The following is a 20,563-nucleotide window of genomic DNA, read 5'->3' as shown; positions in this document are numbered from 1 at the left end:
GTCAGTACGGGTTGGCTCGGTCCTGCCAGCGTGCGGCGAGTTCCGTCGCGTGCTGCGCGGTGAAGGAGATGCGCGTCGGGTCGCCGTCGGCGGTGTAGCGCTGGTCGGGGTTGGCGGCCAGCCAGTCCAGCCAGTGGGCCGAATCGAACGGGACCGCGCCCCGGCCCGATCGAATGCGCGGCACACCGCCGGGGTCCACCGCACCGAACGGTGACAGGGCCGGGTTGGAGCCCACCAGCATCACGGCGTCGAAGCGGTACGCGAAACCGTCCCAATTGCCAGCCGTGGCCAGCGCGTGATCGCGGGGGTAGATGCCCAGCGGCAACGCCATGGTGCGCACGGGTACGGCTTGGGCCACCGCGCGCACGTTCTGCACCAGCTCGCGTTGCACACCCTCGGCGTCCAGGCTCGCGAGATTCGCGTGATCGGCTGTGTGTGCGCCTATTTCGTGGCCGTTGGCGGCCAACCAGGGCAACGCGCGTGGGTCGCCACCGAAGGGTTCGTTGTTGACGTAGAACGTGGCCACGGGCCGGAAGTCCGGGTGGCGGGTGCCGAATTCGGCGAGGATGCCCGTGGCGCTGTCCGGGGTGACGGTGCCGGTGTCGGTGAAGCTGAGTTGGCTGCTGGTCGAATCGTCGAAGGTGAGCACGACCGGGTGGGTGCCCGCGGGGAGGTTCACGTCGCCTGCGATGTACTGGGCGGCGGTCACCGGGCGGTAGCCCTCGCGGTAGAGGCGTTCCAGTTCGTCGCGGAATTCCGTTGGGGTCTGGTCGTATTCGCCGGCGGGGTTCGGGGTGATCTGGTGGTACATCAGCACCGGGACCAGACCCAGTTCATTGGCACCGATGTCGGCCGGGTTCGGCGGCGTCGGTGTGGATGTTGTTGGGGGAGAGGCTGGTTGAGGGCTCGGTTCGTCTGCCGGTGTGCAAGCCGTGAGCGTTATCAGCGCCACCGCCGAAACGAGTCGCGACATCGTCTTCGAACCGCCCATCATCGCGCCGATATTACGGTGCGACAACCGTTTTCAGTTGATCTTGTCGATAACCCAGCAGGCCCGGCTCTGCCTGCGCGATAGTGGGCGGGACAACGGTGTGGAAGTTGGTGTGGGCGTTGGTATTGCGACTGCGGTCGTTCGGTTGGCAGCGAGTGGTGGGGATCGCCGTCGGTGCGTTGCTGATTGTCGGACTACTGGCCGGATTCGCGTTGAACGGCTCCGATGAACCGCCGGTGGTCGACACTGCGCCGCCGACATTGCAGGTGTCACCCATCGATCCTGTGACCTCCTACCGCAAGCCAGTTCTGGTGCGCGGCACAGCTGTTGACGCCGTGAAGGTATCGATCGGTTCGGACACGGTGACTCCCGCTGCGGACGGAACCTTCGAGCTGTCGGTGCGGTGGGGCCCCGCGTATGAGGTCGTCGCGGTGGATGCCGTCGGCAATCAGGCCAGCACCATCGCGGTCACGGCGATCACCCTGCCTCGTATGCGTACCGTGCACGTCACCGCTCACGCCTGGTCGCACGACGGGCTGCGCGAATCGATCCTGGACCTCGCTCGCGAAAAGCGTATCGACACCGTCCAGCTCGACATCAAGGACGAGGACGGTGTCGTCGGCTACGACTCGCAGGTGCCCCTCGCACGTGAATCCGGCGCTGCCACCGCGATTTACGATGCGCGCACGGCGCTGACCCAATTGCACGACATGGGCCTGCAGGTAGTAGGCCGCATCGTCGCCTTCCGCGACCCCACCCTGGCCACCTGGGCTTGGCACAACGGCCGACCCGACTGGGTTGTTCAAAACCCTTCGGGCCAGCCCTATTCCAGCCACTACGGCCCCGTCGCCTTCACCAACTTCGCGAACCCTGAAGTGCGCCAATACAATATCGACCTCGCCGTCGAAGCCGCACACCTCGGTTTCGACGGCGTCATGTACGACTACGTCCGCCGCCCCGACGGCAGCCTGTCCAGCATGCACTTCGCCGGTCTCACCGGCACACCCACCGAGGCGGTCGCCGCCTTCCTCGCCCAGAGCCGCTACCCGCTGCACGAAGCAGGCGCGCACCTCAGCGCCGCCGTCTACGGCATCGCGTCCACCCGCCCCGACGAGATCGCCCAGAACATCACCCTCATCGCCGGCAGCGTCGACTTCGTGGCCCCCATGATCTACCCGTCCCACTGGAACCCCGGCGAATACGGCGTCCCCAACCCCAACGCCCAGCCCTACGACATCGTCTACCGCTCCCTCCAGGACTTCCTCACCGCCACCGCAGGCACCGGCGCCACCGTCATCCCCTGGCTACAAGACTTCAGCCTCGGCGTCCCCTACGGCGACGCCGAAATCCGAGCCCAAATCGACGCCACCCGAGACGCAGGCATCCCCAGCTTCTTCCTCTGGAACGCCGCCACCCGCTACCACACCGGCGGAATCCACCCCGCCTGATATGCGCACTGCTATGACTCTCTAACAGTTTGTCGCACAACTCATTTCGTGATCGAATGAGCGGTTCGAATCGATCGGATCTCGAACCTCGAAGACATGGAGGAGTTGGCATGATGAGCGCCCGTGGAATCGGAACCGCAGTGGGGATCGTCGTCTGGGCAGGTGCGGCCGTAGTCGGAGCGGGCAACGCGACGGCGGCGCACAGCTTCCGTCTGGATCCGGCCGCAGGGGTGTTCGGAGCGAACCTGACGCACGAGGAGACGGTCGCGTTGGCGGGAACACCGATCCTGCAGTGGCTGGACGCGACGATCGACCCGGGCGCCGGCCTAATTCAGCTGGCACCGTATTCGCAGACCGAGCCATACCTGGCCGACGACGGGAAATGGCGGGTTCACATCACGCTGCACCAGGCCGCCGACGAGGCCGCCGCCCAGTCGGACGGCGGCGTCGCCATCTGGTTCACCAACCCGGTCGCCTTCGACGGCAAGATGGTCCACCTCTTGCAGACCCCTCGGTAACCCGCATGACCCCGGGCGGGGTTACTCGGCGGCCTCCGGTTTGGTGATGTCGGTTTGTTTCGGGGCCGACGCCTGCTCAGACGCGAGCACAGGTCGAACCGACTACTTCGGATCCCGTTCCGGCAGTGGGCGTTCCACGATGTCGGGGCGGCCCAGTGATGTGCGGACTCGGCGTTTGGCTGCCGAGTAGACCTGGGCGGTTTCGGCGGCTACTACGTCCCATGCGAAGTCGGCGGTGAGGCGTTCGCGGGCGGTGTGGGCTCGGGATTGGGCGGTGGTGGGGTCGTCCAGGACTGCTCGGGTGGCGTCGACGAGGCCGTCGATGTCGGCGGGGGCGAAGGAGGCGCCGGTGACGCCGTCGATGACGGCTTCGCCCAAACCGCCTGCGGTGGAAGCGATCAGAGGCACACCGGCGGCGGCGGCTTCCAGGGCGACGATGCCGAAGGGTTCGTAGCGGCTGGGCAGGACGATCGCGTCGGCGCCGTGCAGCCAGCCCAGCAGTTCGGCGTGGCCGAGGCTGCCGACGAAGTTCACCGCGCGGGCCACGCGGTGCACGCGGGCGCGTTCGCGCAACCATTCGAATTGGGTGCCAACGCCCGCGACGGTGAGGGTGGTGCCGGGGTGGGCGCGGCGGATACGGGGCAGCGCGGCGATCGCGTCCTGCACGCCCTTCTCGTATTCGAGGCGGCCGACATACAGCAGACGCGGGGGACCGGTGCGGGGTGCGCGGGGCCGGAAGGTCCAGGAGCCGACGTCAATACCGTTGCGTATCACGGTGATCGGGGCAAGCTCGGGTCCGTAGAGCCGTTCGACTTCGTCCTGCATGGAGGTCGAGCAGGTGATGAGCTGATCGGATTCGTTGGTCAGCCACCACTCCACCGAGTGGACCTGTTTGTTGACCCGGCCCGACACCCAGCCGCTGTGTCGCCCGGCCTCGGTGGCGTGGATGGTCGACACCAGCGGCACGTCGTAGAACTCCGCGAGCATGATCGACGGGTGCGCCACGAGCCAGTCGTGCGCGTGCACCACATCGGGCGTCCAGCCTTCGCCGACGCCGGGCTTGCCGAGCGCGACGCCGGCCCGCGCCATCGCGTGTCCCATAGCGAGGGTCCAGGCGAGCATGTCCTCGCCGAAGTCGAAGCACGGCGGATCTTCGGCCACCGCGACGACGAGCACGCCGTCGGCGATGTAGGAGTGGGTGGGGTGGGTGACCGAATCGGTCCCCGTCGGGCGGCGGGCCAGCACGACGACCTCGTGACCGGCCGCGGCCAGTTCCACGGCCAGGTGATGCACATGCCGACCGAGCCCACCGACCACGACCGGCGGGTACTCCCACGACACCATCAAAATCTTCATCGAAATCCTTCAGCACCGGCCGACGGGACAGCGGTCGGCAACCGCCGTGCGTCCAGACCAGGGAAGAATCCGTCGGCCGCGTTCCATCCTGCCGCTACACGTGCCGCTTTGGCGAACTGTCCGGCGCCGATGGCCTCGGCTAGTTCGCGCACGGCGTGCGCGTGTTCGTGGGCGCGATCGCGGGCGTATCCGGCGGCGGAGTCCTTGCTGACCATGAACGCCCAGTCGCTGGAGACGGTGAGAATCGCCTCACGCAGCAACTGGTCGGCGACCGGGTCGCGCAGGGAGCCGTCGCGCCGCGACTTGTCGAGGGTGTCCAGGGCCAGGCGGACGATGTCGGCATTGAGCTCGACGAGGTCGGCCACCTGGTCGCCCGCCCACACCCGCCAGTCCTTGCCCGAACCCCACGACGAGTCGTTGAGCTGCACGGGTTCGCCGACATAGCCGTTGTCGCGGGCGTCGGCGAGGGTGCCGACGTTCACGCCCGCCTCGGGCAGCGCGCGCAGAACTTGTTCGAGCCACTGCGGACCCTCGTGCCACCAATGGCCGAAAAGTTCGGTGTCGAACGCGGCCACCACCAGCGCGGGCCTGCCGATCCGCTCGGACTCCTCGATCAACCGTGCGCGGACCGTTTCGACGAAGTCCGCGACGTCGCGGGTGACCGCTTCGGCCGCCAAATCCGGATCGTAAGGGGCCTTGTCAGGACCGTCGACGGTCTTGCCGGTCACGCGGGACGGCTTGAGCCCGGTGGCGTGGTCGTAATGGTGGAAATCGCGGTACGCGCTCTGACCGGGGTAGCCCTGTTTCGGCGACCAGACCCGGTAGCTCACCGCCAGGTCGCGCCCGAACGCGACCACGTCGGATTCGCGCACGGGCCTGCCCAGGGAGGTGTCACCACGCAGGGACGGTCCGTCGACCATGAAGTGGGTGATGCCCGCGGCGTCGTAGCCGCGTTCCATGCCGGGCGTGTAGCCGCATTCGGGCGCCCAGATGCCCGTGGGCGTGCTGCCCCAGCGCAGGCGCGCGTCGGCCAGACCCTCGGTGAGCTGGAACTGGCGCATGCGCGGATCCAGCAGCGGTTGGAAGGGGTGCGCGAGCGGGCCACCGAGCAGTTCGATGGCGTCGGCGTCGATCAGTGAACGCCATACCGGCGAACCGCCGTGCTGCCAGTTCTGTTCGAAATCGGCCAAAGCCGTTGCGGCCAGGCGATGTTCGTGACGGCCCAGCGCGACATTGCCCGACATCGACGCTTCGTCGGCACGCAACTGCCAGTTGCCCAGCCAGTGGTGCATGCCCGCCAGGCAGTGCGGATCGTCGAGCTGCGCGGCGAGCACCGGCGTGATGCCCAAGCTCAACAGATGCGAACGCCCATCGGCGGCAAGGTTTTTCAGCACCCGAACCAGCGGCAGATACGAGGCGGCCCAGGACTGGTAGAGCCATTCCTCGCCGACCGGCCAACGCCCGTGATGGGCCAGCCACGGCAGGTGGGAGTGCAGGACCAGCGTGAACTGGCCCGGCACGGCGGAGCGGGAAACGGTCAACGACTTGCCTTTTCAGCGATCGCGACCAGGTCCAGGCTCGCGTCGATATCGCCTTCGCGCAGGTCGAAATCGTCGATGGTGACCGCGGCGACGTCGGCCGTGAGGTCGGCAGGCCACGGTTGCCCGGCCAGTGCCCGTTCGATCTGCGCGTCGATGAACGACCCACCGTGCTTGGCGTCCAACGCTTTCAGGCTCTCACCGTGATGCACGCCGAGCATCTCCGACACGGTGAAACCGGCTTCGACCAGCAGTTCGGTCAGTTCCGCGGCATTGAGCTCGCGCGTGTGGAACGGGTTGAGGGGAGTGTCGCGACCGGGGGAGAAGGTGATCCGATTCGGGGTGCTGATCAGCAGTTGACCGCCGGGGCGCAGCACGCGCAGGCATTCGCGCAGGAACTGGCCCTGGTCCCAAAGATGTTCGATCACTTGGAAATTCACCACGACATCGACGGATTCGTCATCCAGCGGCAGTGCTGCGAGGTTGCCCTGGATCATCTCCACCCGCGGGTAACGCGCCCGCACATGCGCGACGGCGCCCTCGTCGTAATCCAGCCCGGTGACACTGCGTGCCACACCCGCGATCATGTCGGCGCCGTAGCCCTCGCCCGAGCCCGCTTCGAGCACGACCTTGTCGGCGCAGCGGTGCAGTAGCCGGGCATAGGCGATCTCGTGCCGACGGAACCAGTAGTTCTCCTCGGCGATGCCGGGCACGGTCCGCTCGCCGGTCAACGGCAGTGGTTCATGTGTGGCGGCCACCGGTGCGGCAGGGATCACAGCCTCGCTCATTGCTCCGAGGTTACTGGTACCGCCGGTCCGCGCAGGAGTCAGGGACCTCTTGCGCAAGTAGGTTACCCACGGGTAACTTAGCGTAGGGTAGTGTTCCGAACTGAGCTAGATATCTCACCTGGACGTACGGCGCCAGCTCGTGCGGCCCCACCACACACGTGTCCCCAGAAGGAGGTCGACGAAGACCGATGCCGAACATCGTCGTACTCATCAAGCAGGTCCCCGACACCTGGTCCGAGCGCAAGCTGACCGATGGTGACTACACCCTCGACCGGGAAGCCGCCGACGCGGTGCTCGACGAGATCAACGAGCGCGCCGTCGAGGAAGCGCTGCTGATCAAGGAGGCACAGGGCGGTGAGGTCACCGTGCTGGCCGCCGGTCCCGACCGCGCCAACGAGGCCATCCGCAAGGCGCTGTCCATGGGCGCCGACAAGGCCATCCACATCAACGACCCGGCGATCCACGGCTCCGACGCCGTGCAGACCGCCTACGTGCTGGCCGCCGCGCTCGGCCAGGTCGAGGGCGTCGAGCTGGTCATCGCCGGTAACGAGGCCACCGACGGCCGCGCCGGTGCCGTGCCCGCGATCATCGCGGAGTACATCGGCATCCCGCAGCTGACGCACCTGCGCAAGCTCACCGTCGACGGCGACAAGATCACCGGCGAGCGCGAGACCGACGAGGGTGTCTTCAAGCTCGAGGCCTCCCTGCCCGCGATCGTCTCGGTCAACGAGAAGATCAACGAGCCGCGCTTCCCCTCCTTCAAGGGCATCATGGCCGCGAAGAAGAAGGAAGTTCTGGTCTTCACCCTGGCCGATCTGGGCGTCGACCCGGCGACCGTGGGTGTGGCCAACGCCGGCACCCAGGTCACCAGTGCCACCCCGAAGCCGGCTCGCACCGCGGGCGAGAAGATCGCGGACGAGGGCGAGGGCGGCAACCAGATCGCGTCCTACCTCATCGGTCAGAAGATCATCTGATCCGGCACCGTCCGAGACTTCGAAGGAGAAAGAACTAATGGCTGAAGTACTTGTGCTCGTTGAGCACGCCGACGGTGCTGTCAAGAAGGTCACCACCGAACTGCTCACCGCCGCCCGCGCACTGGGCGAGCCCGCCGCCGTCGTCACCGGCCCGGCCGGTACCGCCGACAAGCTGGCCGCCGCGCTGGCCGCCGCGGGCGCCGAGAAGATCTATGTCGCCGAGTCCGACGACATCGAAGGCTTCCTGGTCACCCCGAAGGTCGACGTGCTCGCCGGTCTGGCCGAGTCCGCCGCACCCGCCGCCGTGATCGTCGCCGCCACCGCCGAGGGCAAGGAGGTGTCGGGCCGCCTTGCCGCGCGCATCGGCTCCGGTCTGCTCGTCGACGTCATCGGCGTCAACGCCGACGGCTCCGCTGTGCACTCCATCTTCGGTGGCGCGTTCACCGTCGAGGCCAAGGCCACCGGCGACCTGCCGGTGATCTCGGTCCGTCCCGGCGCCATCGAGTCCGCTCCGCAGGCCGGTGCCGGCGAGCAGGTCGTGGTCGAGGTTCCGGCGCAGGAAGACGGCGTCGTGAAGGTCATCTCGCGTGACCCGATCGTCGGTGGCGACCGCCCCGATCTCGCCGAAGCGAGCATCGTTGTCTCCGGTGGTCGCGGTGTCGGTTCCGCCGACAACTTCGCGGTCGTCGAGGCCCTCGCGGACTCGCTGGGTGCCGCTGTCGGCGCCTCGCGTGCCGCCGTCGACTCGGGCTACTACCCGGGCCAGTTCCAGGTGGGCCAGACCGGCAAGACCGTCTCCCCGCAGCTCTACATCGCCCTCGGCATCTCCGGCGCCATCCAGCACCGCGCCGGCATGCAGACCTCGAAGACCATCGTCGCTGTCAACAAGGACGAGGAAGCACCCATCTTCGAGATCGCCGACTACGGCATCGTGGGCGACCTGTTCAACGTCTCCCCGCAGCTGACCGAAGCGGTGAAGGCCCACAAGGGCTGATCTCCTCGCGGTTGAGTTGACCTCGGCCCGCGAAACCTGTTTCTGCGCACGCGCAGCCAGGTTTCGCGGGCCGTTGGCATTCGTGCCTCGATCGTGAGCCTGAATTGTGGCCCTGCGACGTTTGACCTGCACCGTCGGTGTCGGCAGGCTGGGCTGATGTCGTTGGGACGAGTTGTATTGCCGGTCGAGGTCGAGGGAACGGTCCGGGCGAATTTCGGGCAGGCCGGAGCGCGGTGGATCGATGAATTGCCCGGTGTGGTGGCGGGTCTGGCGGCGCGTTGGGGGTTGGTGGAGTTGTCCGCGCCGTTTCGGGGCGGGACGCATGCGTATGTTGCTGCCGCGCGGCGCACGGATGGGTCGTGGGTGGTGTTGAAGGTGCCGGTGGTGGACGAGGAGAATGTCGCCGAGGCGACCGCGCTGCATGTGTACGCAGGTGACGGCGCTGTCCGGTTGCTCGACTTCGATGCCGCCAGCGGTGCCTTATTGCTCGAATGGGCGCGTCCTGGGACGGAATTGCTGAACCAGCCGGGGTTTCCGAGTCTCGAGGGGCTGCCGGAGAACGCGGCGAAGGTCGCCTTCGCGTGCGGGCTGTATCGCCGACTGCGGCGGCCCGCCGACACGATCCCCGCAGGCTTGCCGCCGTTTCCCCTCGCTACCGAGATCGTCACCGGTCTTCGCGAGCGGCTCGCCGTGCCCAATTCTGCACTGTCCGAACTACTTTCGGACCAGCTGCGTGATGCTGTCGACAGCTGGTGCGGTGAACTGTCCGCGCCCGACGGTCCCTTGCTGATCGTCAACCGTGACACCCACCTCGGCAATATCGTTGCCGCCGAACGGGAACCGTGGCTGCTGATCGACCCCAAACCCTGCCTCGGCGAGGCGGCCTTCGACGCGGGCTTCCTGCTGATGATCCAGATCCAGTCGAACCCGACGCGAGAACACGCGGATACCGTCATCGCGGCCACCGCGGCGGCTCTGGACGTCGACCCCGAACGTGCCCGTGGCTGGGCTCTGGTCCGAGTCGTGGCAGAGCTGGGGTGGGCGATCGAGGACGAGGACCACGACATGCTCACGTTGCACAGCTCTGTGGCGAATACGCTGGTAGGAGCGCCGCTGCACCGGTCCGCTGAGTCCTGACCGGGTCCCGGCTCGGGCGTCGACCGTTCGATCGCCCGTCGACTACCGCTCGGTGGCATCAGCCGTATGGTCCAAAGCTGTGCACACGGGTAGCGTGCGAGGCTGCTAACGGGACAGTGAGGAGTGGTCGTGCTGCAGGCGGGGGTGGATTTCACTGGGTACCAGGTGGAAGGTGTGCTGGGGCAGGGCGGGATGGGAACGGTCTACCTCGCCAGGCATCCTCGGCTGCCGCGCAGCGTCGCGTTGAAGCTGTTGAATCGGGAGTTCTCGGCTGATCAGGAGTTGCAGCGGCGGTTCGAGCGGGAAGCCGATGTTGTTGCGCAGCTGGATCATCCGGGCATTGTGGGGGTGTACGACCGCGGTAGCGATGACGGGTATTTGTGGATCGCGATGCAGTTTGTTCGTGGAACCGATGCTGCCGCTTGGGATTCGCGGGCACACGAGCCTGGAGTTACCGCTCGGCTGATCGGTGAGACCGCTTCCGCGCTCGACTACGCGAACCAGCACGGGGTGCTGCATCGTGACGTCAAGCCGGGCAACATTTTGATCGCCGATGCCGAGCATGGACGCGAAATCCGTGCGGTACTCACTGATTTCGGGATCGCCCGGGTCGCGAGCGCCAACACTCAGCTCACTGCCACCGGTACGTTCACCGCCACTCTCGCCTACGCCTCGCCTGAGCAGCTCTCCGGTGAGGTAGTCGACCATCGCAGCGACCAGTATTCGCTGGCCTGCACGCTTTTCGCGATGTACGCCGGGCATCCGCCCTACACCGCAACCAATCCCGGCCAGGTCGTCGCGGGGCACTTGTCGCAGCCGGTGCCGCGGCTCACGAGCATCAGACCTGACTTGCCACCAGCGGTCGACAGTGTGATCGCGCGGGCGATGGCCAAGCGGCGCGGTGAGAGATTCGGTAGTGCAACGGAATTCGCTGATGCGATGCGGGGGGCGCTCGAGGGCAGGCACGTCGCCGAGCCGACCGTGCGTCAGCCGTGGACCGATCCCGCGCAGCAGCGGCCGGGCTCCGGCGAGCACGCACAACGACCGTGGGCCGATCCCGCGCAGCAGTGGCGCGGGTCCGGCGGGCACCCGCAGCAGCCGTGGAGCGATCCCGCGCAACCGGTGCACGGTTCTGGCGATCACCGGCAGCAGCCAGTCTGGAGGAGTCTGGAACAACCTGTGCCCGTTGGTGATTCGGCGATGGCGGCCGGGAGTCAGTGGCCGATGCATGGTGCCCGGCCGCCGAAGGGCGCTGCGGTATTCGCAGGTGTCGTGTCGTTGCTCATCAGCTCGGCGATCTGGGCCTTTCTGATCTACGGAATCACCCAGGTGATCGCTGAGGCCCAGGAGGGGCAGGATCCTGGCGAATCGTTCATCGTGATCGCGGTCATCACCGGCATCGGCGCCTTCACCGGAGGTGGCGGTGTTCTGTTGCTGTGCGCTCGTACCGCCGGTCGCGTCATGTCGATCATCACCGGGGTGTTCGTTGTGGCAGTCATGATGGCGGCGATTTTCGGGGCCGCGACCTCGTCCTCGAGTAACGTCGGTCTTTCGGTCGCGGCCTGCAGTCCGGTTCTCCTTCTCGCGGCGGCACTGATCGGCTGCGCGGCCTCTCCGTCGACCGGACGATGGATCCGCTATCGCAAGGCCGTGCGCGCGAACCGGTGGTGATGGCTGGATTGCTCAGCGTTCGTGCAGTGCATCCAGCAGGGTCTGCACGATCGGGTTTTCGCGAGCGTCCTCGCGCAGCACCGCTGACACCGGGATTCGCAGGCGATGGTCGGTGAGGTCGAGGGTGAGCAAACCTTTGGTGGGTCCCTCGTAGAGGATCGTCCAGGATTCTGGGCGGTTGAGCAGTTCCATGGTGGCGGTGTGGTCGGGGGGGATCGGGGGGCCGAAGGTGGGGCCGGTGGGGAGGTCGGCGAAGGCTGTGCGGATGAGTGTGTGCAACAACACCTGCTCTTGTTCGGGGGGCAGCAGTAGGGGGTAGGGGCTCAGGTCGGCGAGGGTGACGGCTCCTCGTTCGGCCAGGGGGTGGTTGCTGGAGATGGCGATCACGAGGTCTTCGACCCACAGCTGTTCTACGGCCAGGCCGGGTTGGTTGACGCTGCCGCGGATCAGGGCCAGATCGCAGTCGCCGTCAGCTACCGCGGTGATGCGTTGGCGGAAGGGTTTGATCACGTATTCGATCTCGGCGTCGGGGTGCGCGGCGCGGGCGGTGGCGATCGCCGACAGTGACGGTGCGGCGAAAGACATGTTGGCGGCCAAGCGAATTCGCGGTCCAGTGGTGCGCACGGCGGCGCGGATCGCGGATTCGAGACTGAGCATCTGCTTGGCCAGGGGGAGCAGGCGCAGGGTGGCGTCGGTGGGCACGACGGCGCGGGTGGTGCGTTCGAACAGTTGCGCGCCGAGGTCGCGTTCCAGGCGGGCGATCTGGTGGCTGATCGCGGACTGGGAGATGAAGCAGCGGTTGGCCGCGCGGCTGAAACTGAGCTCCTCGCACACCGCTACGAAGTAGGCCATCTGACGAAGTTCCACCAGGTATCTCCCATTGATTAGTTATGCAGATAAGAGTCATCTTCATTATGCGCCCAGGCAGTGGAAACATCTACGTTCCGCATCGCGTTTACTCATAGGAAAGGATTCATTACCGATCTAGAACGCGATCTTGGAGTCAGCGATCATGGAACACACAGATGTCGTCATCGTCGGTTCGGGCTTCGGTGGCCTGGCGGCCGCCAAGCAACTGGCCAAGTCCCACGTGCGTGTCGTGCTGATCTCGAGCACGCCCGAGCATCTGTTCCAGCCGCTGCTCTACCAGGTGGCCACCGGCGTGCTCGCCCCCGAGGAGATCGCGCCGCCGATCAAGAACGTCCTGCGCCGCCACCCCGAGATCGACGTGCGTCTGGGCAAGGTCACCGGCATCGACGCGGCCAACGCCGTGCTGACCTACGAGACCGCCGACGGCCCCCGCGAGATCGCCTACGCCTCGCTGATCGCCGCCACCGGCGCCAGCCAGAGCTACTTCGGCCGCGACGACTTCGCCGAGAAGACCTTTTCGCTCAAGACCATCGACGACGCCCAGCGCCTGCGCGACCAGATCGCGCACGTGTTCGCCCTGGCCGAGAACGCCGACGAGGTGACCAGGCACAAGCTGCTCAGCTTCGTGGTGGTCGGCGCGGGCGCCACCGGTGTCGAGGTCGCGGGCCAGATCAAGGAACTCGCGAAAAGGCACTTCCACCAGCAGGTTTCGGTGACGCTGGTCGAGGGTGCGAACGCGGTGCTGCCGCCCTTCGGCGGTGGGCTGTCGGAATACGCGAAGAACTCGCTCACCGACAGCGGCGTGGAGGTGCTGCTCGGCACCTTCGTCACCGATATCGAAGAGGGCAAGGTGACGGTCAAGGACTCCGACGGCATCGAGCGTCGGATCGCCGCGGAGACCGTGGTGTGGTCGGCGGGTGTGCAGGTCGGTGGCTTCGCGACGCTGTTGGCGCAGGCCACCGGCGCGGAGACCGATCGCGCGGGCCGCATCCTGATCAACCCCGACCTGACCGTGGGCGGGCACGCCGACATCTACGCCATCGGCGACATGACCTCGCTCAACGGCTACCCCGGCCAGTCGCCGGTGGCCATGCAGGAGGGCCGCCACGCCGCCGACATCATCCGTCGCAAGAAGGCCGCCGGCACGCCGTTCGTGTACTGGGACAAGGGCAGCATGGCCGTGATCAGCCGGTTCAGCGCGGTGGTGAAGCTCAACGACCGCATCACGTTCCAGGGCACGATCGCCTGGGGGATGTGGTTGGCGGTGCACCTGATGTACCTGGTCGGGTTCCGCAATCGCTTTGCCGCGGTGGCGGGCTGGTTGGTCGCGTTCATCGGTACCGCGCGTCCGGGCTTCGACGAAGCCGCTGCGCCGGAAACGGCGAACGTGGCTGCGGACGTACCGCCGGTCGTGGAGAAGCCGCGCACCCCTGTCTCGGTCTGAGACAACGAGGACGCCCGCCGCGATCGGCGGCGGGCGAGAAGCGCAGTGTGTCAAGGCGATAACAACGCCCTGACCTGGTAACGATTGCGCAGGAACGGTAACGTGCCGTCGGCTGCTCGGCGAACTGGGATGAACAATATTCCAGCTGGGGAGCACACCATGCGGCACAACATCTTCCAACACTCCTTCCGTCGAATCGGCGTCGGCGTCGGCATCGTCTCGGTGCTGGCAGCCGGCCTGCTGCCACTGTCGACCGGCACGGCATCGGCCCAATACGGCTGGCCCCGATGCGCGGTGACGTCCTCACCGCACACCTTCGCCGCCGGTTCGGCCATCGACGACCGGTATGCCAGTGACCAAGCGCTGCGCAATCTGCTCGGCGCCCCGACCGGTCCCGAACGCGAAAGCGAGGAGGGCGGGGTGTTCCTGCGCAACTACGCGGGCCCGCCGGAAGGACCGGGAATCCTGTACTCGCGCGGCGACACCGGTGTCCACGAGGTGCACGGGCTGATCAAGCAGACGATGTGGAACGCGGGCGGGCACCGCGCGACCGGTGTCCCGATCACCGACGAGTGCCCCACGGCCGGATTCGGTGGCCGCTACAACCATTTCAGCCGCGGCGGCACCACCCCCGAATCCTCGATCTACTGGCGGCCGGGACAGTGGGCCTACTGGGTGCACGACTACGGGCAGGGCGGCTACGGCATCCACCGCAAGTGGGCCGAATCCGGTTGGGAGAACGGCCGTTACGGCTGGCCGACCACGAACACGATGGGCCTGGAGAGCGGGTGGTACAACCACTTCGCCGGCGACGACTGGCAGGGCGCGTCGATCTACTGGAGCCCGCAGACCGGCCCGCACGGCGTGAACGGCCGCATTCGGGACCGGTGGGCGTCGCTGGGCTGGGAGCGTTCGTACCTGGGCTACCCGGTCTCCGACGAGTACGACATCCCCGGCGGCAAGCGCAGCGATTTCGTCGGCGGCTGCGTCACGTGGGACCGCGCCACCGGGGTGGTCACCGATTCGGGCGGCTGCTGACACCGGCATTTCGCAACGCTCGAAATACCCGACCGTGAACCGGGTTCTCCGCCGGAAATCGGTCGTGTTCGGCTAGAAACCCGCAGGTGGGCGAACGATGGGCAGCGGATCGGTGAACGTGCGGTGTGACCCCCATCTCGTTCACCGAGCTGGCATCGACACGACACTGACGCGTCGCTCCGATGCCAGCTCGGTCAGGCTTCATCAGCAGTATGACTATTACGTCCGTGTTGACCGCCCCGGCGCCGGACTCCGGGGTGGGGAAATCTCGGTACTCCTTGGTCGTCGCCTCCGACGCGCAGCACCGGGAAGCCGCCCAGCGCCTGCGCTACCAGGTGTTCGCCTCCGAGCCCGGTTTCCAGATGCCGGAGAACGCCACCGGCCTGGACGCCGACAAGTTCGACGAGCACTGCGACCACCTGCTGGTGCGCGACGAGTTCTCCGAACAGTTCGTCGGCTGCTACCGCATGCTGCCGCCGGACAAGGTCGACGCGGCGGGCGGCTACTACACCGCCACCGAGTTCGACCTGACTCAGCTCGACCCCCGAGGTAACCGGATCGTCGAAATGGGCCGGGCGTGCGTGGTGCCCGATCACCGCAACGGCTCGGTGCTCACCCTGATGTGGGCGGGCATCCTGCACTACATCCAGCTCACCGGCTACGACTGGGTGATGGGGTGTGTGTCGGTGCCGATGCAGGACTCGCCCGAAGATCCCGCCGGGGTGAACGTGCGCGGCGTGCGCGACCAGCTGCTGGGCCGGCACGCGTGCGACCCCGAACGTCGCGTGCACCCGTACAACCCGGTTGTCGTCGACGGACTCACCCTCGACCAGATGACCCCGCCCAGCCGTCCCAAGATGCCGCCGCTGATGCGCGGATACCTGCGCCTGGGTGCCGAGATCTGTGGCGAACCCGCCCACGACCCCGATTTCGCCGTCGCCGACTTCGTCGCGCTGCTCGGCATGGAAACCATCAACACCCGGTACCTGGAGCGGCTGCAGAGCGCGGCCGCCAATTTCGACGGGAAGTAAAACCATGGTGTTCGACGCGCCGTTAGCCACTCACTCACACTCGTGGATGCCGTGCAGCCCTTGCGGTTCCGGCTGCATCGAGCCGATCGACGAGGTCGGCACCGCAACGATGATCGCCCGCCTGGCAGGTATCGCGGGGCTGGTCCTGAGCTTCCCGATCGTGACCGTGGCGACCCCGAAGGCGCGGCGCGAACAGGTGCAGCGTCGTTACGCCAGGGCGGCGCTGAGCTGCCTCGGAATGCGGTTGCGCATCATCGACAACCGCACTCCCGCACAGACTTCCGACGAGGGCTTCGCCGATACGGGCAGTCCGGTGATGATCGTGGCCGGGCACATCGGCTGGGCGGATGTGGTGGCGTTGGCGGCGGTGCAGCCGGTCAGTTTCGTGGCACGCGCGGACATGGTGCAGTGGCCGCTGCTGGGCAAGTTGGCGCAGCTCACGCGGGTCATTCCGATCGAGCGGGCGCGGCTGCGTGAGTTGCCGGGGGTCGTCGGGCAGGTGGCGGAGCGGTTGGCTTCGGGTAATCGGATCGTGGTCTTCCCGGAGGGCACCACGTGGTGCGGCCGGGCCTACGGTTCGATGCGGCCCGCGATGTTCCAGGCGGCCATCGACACCGTGACGCCGGTGCAGCCGGTTCGCCTGCGGTACCTCGACAGCGACGGAATGCCTTGTACCGTGCCGGGTTTCGTCGGTAACGACACGTTCGCCGATTCCGCGAAGCGAGTGCTGCGGAGTAAGGGCATGGTCGCGGAGATCGTGCTCGAACCGCTGGAACATCCGGGTCTGGATCGCCGCGATCTGGCTCGGCGCTGTGAGACCGCGGTGCGTGGGACGGATCGTTCGCGGCACGGCGTGGCCGATACGCAGTGGATCGAAGCGGGCAATACCCGCGTGCAGGATCCCTCGATGGGGGAGCAGGAGCAGATTCGTCGACCGGCCGGAGCTACTGTCCGGTAGCCACCTCGGTGCAACGGAAACCGGAGGCCGCGTTTGCGACCTCCGGTTTCGTCGTTCCTCGAGTCTGGCCCCACGCTGAGCGCCCACTCTTCGCCCGAATGGTCGAAAAATCGACGAAAAGTGCGATCAGTGGGCGCTCAGCGTGGTCACATCACTTGGCGTAGTCGTAGAACCCGCGGCCGGTCTTGCGGCCCAGGCGGCCCGCGTCGACCATCCGGCGCAGCAGCGCGGGCGGGGCCAGGTGCGGCTCGGCGAACTCGGCGTACAGCGACTCCGACGCCGCCAGGGCGATGTCGAGGCCGACGGTGTCGAGTAGGGTGAGCGGGCCCATCGGGTAGCCGCAGCCGCCCTTCATGGCCGCGTCGATGTCCTCGGCGGTGGCGTAGCCCGACTCGAGCATGCGGATCGCCGAACACAGGTACGGGATGAGCAGCGCGTTGACGATGAACCCGGAGCGGTCACCGGCCTGCACAGCCATCTTGCCCAGGGTGTTCTTCACGTAGTCGGTGACGGCCACGGCAGCTTCGGGCGCGGTCACCAGGGTCGAGATGATCTCGACCAGCGGCATCACCGGCACGGGGTTGAAGAAGTGCACGCCGACCACGCGCTCGGGACGCTGCGTGGCACCGGCCACCTTGATCACCGGGATCGAGGAGGTGTTGGTGGCGAGGATGCCCTCGGGCTTGACGATCTTGTCCAGCTTGCCGAAGATCTCGTACTTCAGCGACTCGATCTCCGGGGCGGCCTCGATCACCAGGTCACGATCGGCGAACTCGTCCATGTCCAGGGTCACGCGCACGCGCGCCAGCACCGCGTCGGCCTCGTCCTGGGTGATCTTGCCCTTGGTGACGGCACGGCCGATCGAGGTGGCGATCCGCTTCTGGGCGGCCTCCGCGAACTCCGGCTTGGTCTCGAGCACGAGCACCGAACTGCCCGCCTTCGCGCACACCTCCGCGATCCCCGCGCCCATCGTGCCGCCACCGATTACACCGATCAACTCCACTGGAGTACTCCCAACATCGCGTTTTCCCTGGTTGTCTCCGGCGATTATTTCACCTGAGCTGGCACGCAGTGCCACAGGCTGTCGGAAGCTGAGCCGCCCGGCGCCACCGATGCCGACAGAGCCGCCCCCGCTCGTGGTAGAGCGGGGGCGGCCCAGTGGATTTCGGTTATCGAGCCGGTGTCAACTCCGGTTCCGTCGGTTGTCGGCCGAGTAGGGAGTGGCGGCGGCCGTAGGCGAAGTAGACGATGACGCCCAGGGCCATCCAGATGAGGAAGCGCAGCCAGGTTTCGATCGAGAGGTTGACCATCAGCCACAGGCAGGCCAGGGCGCCGAGGATGGGGACTGCCGGGACGAAGGGGACGCGGAAGCCGCGGGGTAGGTCGGGGCGGGTGCGGCGCAGGACCAGGACTCCGAGGGAGACCAGGACGAAGGCGACCAGGGTGCCGATGTTGACCATTTCCTCCAGGGTGCCGAAGTCGACGAAGCCTGCCAGCAGGGCGCAGACCACGCCGACGAGCACGGTCAGGCGGACGGGGGTGCCCTTCTTGCCGGTTTTGGCCAGGCTGCGGGGGAGCAGGCCGTCGCGGGCCATGGCGAACAGCACGCGGGTCTGGCCGAGGAACATCACCATGACCACGGTGGACAGGCCGGCCAGCGCGCCGATGGAGATGATGTTCTTCACCCAGGTGTCGCCGTGGATGGCGAAAGCTGTTGCCAGCGTGGCATTTCCGTCGGCGAGTTCGGTGTAGGAGACCATGCCGGTGAGGACCACCGACACGGCGATGTAGAGCACCGTGACGATCGCCAGCGAACCGAGGATGCCGCGCGGGATGTCGCGTTGGGGGTTGCGGGTCTCCTCGGCGGTGGTGGCCACCACGTCGAAGCCGATGAAGGCGAAGAACACCAGGCTGGCCGCGGCGAGCAGGCCGTACCAGCCGTAACTGGTGCCGCCGGAGCCGGTGACGAAGGCGAACAGCGACTGGTGCATGCCCTCGGCCTTCTCCGAGGGTTGCGCGGGTGGGATGTAGGGCGTCAGGTTCGACGGCTTGAAGTAGGTCGCGCCGACCACCAGTACCAGCGCGATCACACCCAGTTTGATCGCGACGGCGATGGCCGAGATCCGCGACGACAACTTGGTTCCGGTGGCCAACAGCACGCCGACGACCGCGATGATCAGCACCGCGCCCCAGTCGAAAGTCACCGACCCGAAGTGCACCACCGGCGCCGACGATCCGAGCACTTCGCCGAGGTATTGCGACCAGCCCTTGGCCACCACCGACACCGCGAGCGCGAACTCGAGGATCAGATCCCAGCCGATGATCCAGGCGATCACCTCACCGAAGGTGGCGTAGGCGAAGGTGTACGCGCTGCCCGCCACCGGCACGGTCGAGGCGAATTCCGCGTAACACAGGGCCGTGAGCCCGCACGCGATCGCGGCGAACACGAAGGCCAGCGAGACCGCCGGTCCGGCGACGGTGCCCGCGGTGCGTGCGGTGAGGGTGAAGATGCCCGCGCCGATCACCACGGCGACGCCGAAGATCGTCAGGTCTTTGGCCGTGAGGTCCTTGCGGAGCTTGGCATCGGGATCGTCGGTGTCGCGGATGGACTGTTCAACGGATTTCGTGCGGAACAAGCCGCTCTTGATCGCCACTGTGTGGTGTCCTGTTCGAAGCTGGGGCTCAGAGCGAGCGGGGGATGGCGTCGAGGCGGCGCTCGGCGAATCGGTTTGCGGCAGCGCCGGTTCCGATGCCGGCGGTGACGGCGGCGGCGATGATCTCGCGGCAGCGCGGGTAGATGTCGGCCACCTCGACTTCGACTTCGGCCGGGGTGGCGGCGCGCAGTTCACCGGCGACTTGGATGAGGCCGCCTGCGTTGGCGACGAAGTCGGGCACCCAGGTGATTCCGCGATCGGTAAGGGCCCGTTCGGTTTCGGGGGTGGCGAGTTGGTTGTTGGCTGCGCCGCAGATCAGTTTCGCCTCGATCGTGGCGGCGCCGGCCGCGGTGAGGGTGGCGCCCATCGCGCAGGGGGCGTAGACGTCGACCGGTGCGGTGGAGACCGCCGACAGCAGTCGGACGGCGGGGTGTTCCGCGGAGATACGGTGCAGCGCTGCGTCGTTCACATCGGTGACGCACACGTCGGCACCGTCGGCCAGTAGCAGGGCGGTGAGCTCGCGGCCCACCTTGCCGACACCCTCGACACCGACCGTGCGACCGGCCAGTGTCGGTGCGCCCCAGACGGATTCGGCACCGGCACGCATCGCGTGGAAGACGCCGAGCGCGGTCAGTCGGGCGCTGTCGCCGCTGCCGCCCGCGCCGATGCTGCGGCCGGTGACGTGGCGGGTGTGCTTGCCGATCACATCGAGATCGTCGGTGTTGGTGCCCACGTCACCGGCGGTGATGTAGCGCCCGCCCAGCGTTTCGACGAAACGCGCATAGGCCGCGAGCAGTTCCTCGCTCTTCAACGTTGCCGGATCGCCGATGATCACCGCCTTGCCGCCACCGAGGTCGACGCCTGCCGCGGCGGCCTTGTACGTCATGCCCCACGACAGTCGCAGCACGTCCTGCAGCGCGGCGGATTCGTCGGCGTACGGGTAGAAGCGGGTGCCGCCGAGAGCCGGGCCGAGCGCGGTGGAGTGGATGGCGATGATCGCCTTCAGCCCGGACCTGTCGTCCTCGCAGAACACGACCTGCTCGTGGGCGCGGGCGCTGAGCTCGTGCGATCGGCCGAAGACTCCAGCCTCGGGGTGCGCAACGGTCACTGTCGATTCCTTTCCGATTCCGCGCACCAGGGTTGTGCCCTGGGC

18 protein-coding genes are annotated in these 20,563 nt (G+C 67.2%); 10 read left to right on the top strand and 8 right to left on the bottom strand.

The features are described from left to right. Nucleotide 1 precedes the first annotated feature (1 nt). Nucleotides 2-994, bottom strand: coding sequence for a polysaccharide deacetylase family protein (locus ACFWU5_RS02455; protein ID WP_379265895.1), 993 nt, complete (start codon nt 992-994; stop codon nt 2-4). Between the two features lie 107 nt (nt 995-1,101). Between ACFWU5_RS02455 and ACFWU5_RS02450 the strand changes: the two genes are divergently transcribed. Continuing rightward, nucleotides 1,102-2,439 carry a putative glycoside hydrolase gene (locus tag ACFWU5_RS02450; protein WP_379266202.1) on the top strand — a complete coding sequence of 446 codons (1,338 nt, stop codon included), beginning with the start codon at nt 1,102-1,104 and terminating at the stop codon, nt 2,437-2,439. A 113-nt stretch (nt 2,440-2,552) separates the two neighbouring features. Further along, on the top strand, nt 2,553-2,957 hold the full coding sequence (locus ACFWU5_RS02445) for a hypothetical protein (RefSeq protein WP_379265894.1): 405 nt from the start codon (nt 2,553-2,555) through the stop codon (nt 2,955-2,957). Nucleotides 2,958-3,059: 102 nt separating this feature from the next. Here ACFWU5_RS02445 and ACFWU5_RS02440 read toward each other — a convergent pair whose 3' ends face one another. From ACFWU5_RS02440 to ACFWU5_RS02430, 3 genes are read right to left on the bottom strand one after another with little or no spacing between them, the layout of a single operon-like run. Continuing rightward, nucleotides 3,060-4,313 (bottom strand): glycosyltransferase family 4 protein, encoded by a 1,254-nt coding sequence (locus ACFWU5_RS02440; RefSeq protein ID WP_379265893.1) that lies wholly within the window; start codon nt 4,311-4,313, stop codon nt 3,060-3,062. Continuing rightward, nucleotides 4,310-5,854 carry a 1,4-alpha-glucan branching protein domain-containing protein gene (locus ACFWU5_RS02435; protein WP_379265892.1) on the bottom strand — a complete coding sequence of 515 codons (1,545 nt, stop codon included), beginning with the start codon at nt 5,852-5,854 and terminating at the stop codon, nt 4,310-4,312. Before ACFWU5_RS02435 ends, ACFWU5_RS02440 begins: the two co-directional genes overlap by 4 nt. After that, complete coding sequence (locus ACFWU5_RS02430) at nt 5,851-6,639, bottom strand: class I SAM-dependent methyltransferase (RefSeq protein WP_379265891.1); 789 nt, start codon at nt 6,637-6,639, stop codon at nt 5,851-5,853. Before ACFWU5_RS02430 ends, ACFWU5_RS02435 begins: the two co-directional genes overlap by 4 nt. A gap of 188 nt (nt 6,640-6,827) precedes the next feature. Between ACFWU5_RS02430 and ACFWU5_RS02425 the strand changes: the two genes are divergently transcribed. From ACFWU5_RS02425 to ACFWU5_RS02410, 4 genes are all read left to right on the top strand, one after another. Further along, complete coding sequence (locus ACFWU5_RS02425) at nt 6,828-7,613, top strand: electron transfer flavoprotein subunit beta/FixA family protein (protein WP_379233472.1); 786 nt, start codon at nt 6,828-6,830, stop codon at nt 7,611-7,613. Between the two features lie 37 nt (nt 7,614-7,650). Next, nucleotides 7,651-8,607: an electron transfer flavoprotein subunit alpha/FixB family protein gene (locus ACFWU5_RS02420; RefSeq protein ID WP_379240493.1), complete on the top strand. Its 957-nt coding sequence runs from the start codon at nt 7,651-7,653 to the stop codon at nt 8,605-8,607. A 156-nt stretch (nt 8,608-8,763) separates the two neighbouring features. Further along, nucleotides 8,764-9,744 (top strand): aminoglycoside phosphotransferase family protein, encoded by a 981-nt coding sequence (locus tag ACFWU5_RS02415; protein ID WP_379265890.1) that lies wholly within the window; start codon nt 8,764-8,766, stop codon nt 9,742-9,744. A gap of 129 nt (nt 9,745-9,873) precedes the next feature. Beyond that, the gene (locus ACFWU5_RS02410) at nt 9,874-11,415 is read left to right on the top strand and encodes a serine/threonine-protein kinase (protein WP_379265889.1); all 1,542 of its coding nucleotides are present in this window, start codon (nt 9,874-9,876) and stop codon (nt 11,413-11,415) included. Between the two features lie 12 nt (nt 11,416-11,427). Here ACFWU5_RS02410 and ACFWU5_RS02405 read toward each other — a convergent pair whose 3' ends face one another. Further along, nucleotides 11,428-12,282, bottom strand: a complete 855-nt coding sequence (locus ACFWU5_RS02405; RefSeq protein ID WP_379265888.1) for a LysR family transcriptional regulator — start codon at nt 12,280-12,282, stop codon at nt 11,428-11,430. Between the two features lie 145 nt (nt 12,283-12,427). Between ACFWU5_RS02405 and ACFWU5_RS02400 the strand changes: the two genes are divergently transcribed. The 4 genes from ACFWU5_RS02400 (at nt 12,428) to ACFWU5_RS02385 (ending at nt 16,756) form a co-directional block, all read left to right on the top strand. Beyond that, nucleotides 12,428-13,729: an NAD(P)/FAD-dependent oxidoreductase gene (locus tag ACFWU5_RS02400; protein WP_379265887.1), complete on the top strand. Its 1,302-nt coding sequence runs from the start codon at nt 12,428-12,430 to the stop codon at nt 13,727-13,729. Nucleotides 13,730-13,888: 159 nt separating this feature from the next. Further along, a complete protein-coding gene (locus tag ACFWU5_RS02395) occupies nt 13,889-14,767 on the top strand; it encodes an LGFP repeat-containing protein (RefSeq protein WP_379265886.1) in 879 nt (292 codons plus the stop codon). A gap of 212 nt (nt 14,768-14,979) precedes the next feature. After that, nucleotides 14,980-15,798 (top strand): GNAT family N-acetyltransferase, encoded by an 819-nt coding sequence (locus tag ACFWU5_RS02390; RefSeq protein WP_379240498.1) that lies wholly within the window; start codon nt 14,980-14,982, stop codon nt 15,796-15,798. A 46-nt stretch (nt 15,799-15,844) separates the two neighbouring features. Beyond that, complete coding sequence (locus ACFWU5_RS02385) at nt 15,845-16,756, top strand: lysophospholipid acyltransferase family protein (RefSeq protein WP_379265884.1); 912 nt, start codon at nt 15,845-15,847, stop codon at nt 16,754-16,756. 151 nt (nt 16,757-16,907) lie between these two features. On the opposite strand, the gene ACFWU5_RS02380 is transcribed toward ACFWU5_RS02385, so the two are convergent. The 3 genes from ACFWU5_RS02380 to ACFWU5_RS02370 all read right to left on the bottom strand — a co-directional run bounded on the left by ACFWU5_RS02380 (nt 16,908) and on the right by ACFWU5_RS02370 (nt 20,518). Further along, complete coding sequence (locus tag ACFWU5_RS02380; RefSeq protein ID WP_379265883.1) at nt 16,908-17,759, bottom strand: 3-hydroxybutyryl-CoA dehydrogenase; 852 nt, start codon at nt 17,757-17,759, stop codon at nt 16,908-16,910. Nucleotides 17,760-17,925: 166 nt separating this feature from the next. Beyond that, nucleotides 17,926-19,410, bottom strand: coding sequence for an amino acid permease (locus tag ACFWU5_RS02375; protein ID WP_379265882.1), 1,485 nt, complete (start codon nt 19,408-19,410; stop codon nt 17,926-17,928). Nucleotides 19,411-19,438: 28 nt separating this feature from the next. Next, the gene (locus tag ACFWU5_RS02370) at nt 19,439-20,518 is read right to left on the bottom strand and encodes a Glu/Leu/Phe/Val dehydrogenase dimerization domain-containing protein (RefSeq protein ID WP_379265881.1); all 1,080 of its coding nucleotides are present in this window, start codon (nt 20,516-20,518) and stop codon (nt 19,439-19,441) included. Between the last annotated feature and the right edge of the window lie 45 nt (nt 20,519-20,563).

The organism is Nocardia sp. NPDC058640 (assembly GCF_042716995.1).
Classification (GTDB): Bacteria; Actinomycetota; Actinomycetes; order Mycobacteriales; family Mycobacteriaceae; genus Nocardia.
The sequence above is the reverse complement of the archived record's forward strand: the minus strand, read 5'-3'. Positions and strand labels throughout refer to the sequence as shown.

What these genes read in the sequence shown, in the direction of transcription:
- ACFWU5_RS02400 (WP_379265887.1), top strand. Translation starts at nt 12,428, where the DNA reads ATGGAACACACAGATGTCGTCATCGTCGGTTCGGGCTTCGGTGGCCTG.
- ACFWU5_RS02395 (WP_379265886.1), top strand. Translation starts at nt 13,889, where the DNA reads ATGCGGCACAACATCTTCCAACACTCCTTCCGTCGAATCGGCGTCGGC.
- ACFWU5_RS02425 (WP_379233472.1), top strand. Translation starts at nt 6,828, where the DNA reads ATGCCGAACATCGTCGTACTCATCAAGCAGGTCCCCGACACCTGGTCC.
- ACFWU5_RS02420 (WP_379240493.1), top strand. Translation starts at nt 7,651, where the DNA reads ATGGCTGAAGTACTTGTGCTCGTTGAGCACGCCGACGGTGCTGTCAAG.
- ACFWU5_RS02430 (WP_379265891.1), bottom strand. Translation starts at nt 6,639, where the DNA reads ATGAGCGAGGCTGTGATCCCTGCCGCACCGGTGGCCGCCACACATGAA.
- ACFWU5_RS02415 (WP_379265890.1), top strand. Translation starts at nt 8,764, where the DNA reads ATGTCGTTGGGACGAGTTGTATTGCCGGTCGAGGTCGAGGGAACGGTC.
- ACFWU5_RS02440 (WP_379265893.1), bottom strand. Translation starts at nt 4,313, where the DNA reads ATGAAGATTTTGATGGTGTCGTGGGAGTACCCGCCGGTCGTGGTCGGT.
- ACFWU5_RS02455 (WP_379265895.1), bottom strand. Translation starts at nt 994, where the DNA reads ATGATGGGCGGTTCGAAGACGATGTCGCGACTCGTTTCGGCGGTGGCG.
- ACFWU5_RS02390 (WP_379240498.1), top strand. Translation starts at nt 14,980, where the DNA reads ATGACTATTACGTCCGTGTTGACCGCCCCGGCGCCGGACTCCGGGGTG.
- ACFWU5_RS02445 (WP_379265894.1), top strand. Translation starts at nt 2,553, where the DNA reads ATGAGCGCCCGTGGAATCGGAACCGCAGTGGGGATCGTCGTCTGGGCA.
- ACFWU5_RS02385 (WP_379265884.1), top strand. Translation starts at nt 15,845, where the DNA reads ATGCCGTGCAGCCCTTGCGGTTCCGGCTGCATCGAGCCGATCGACGAG.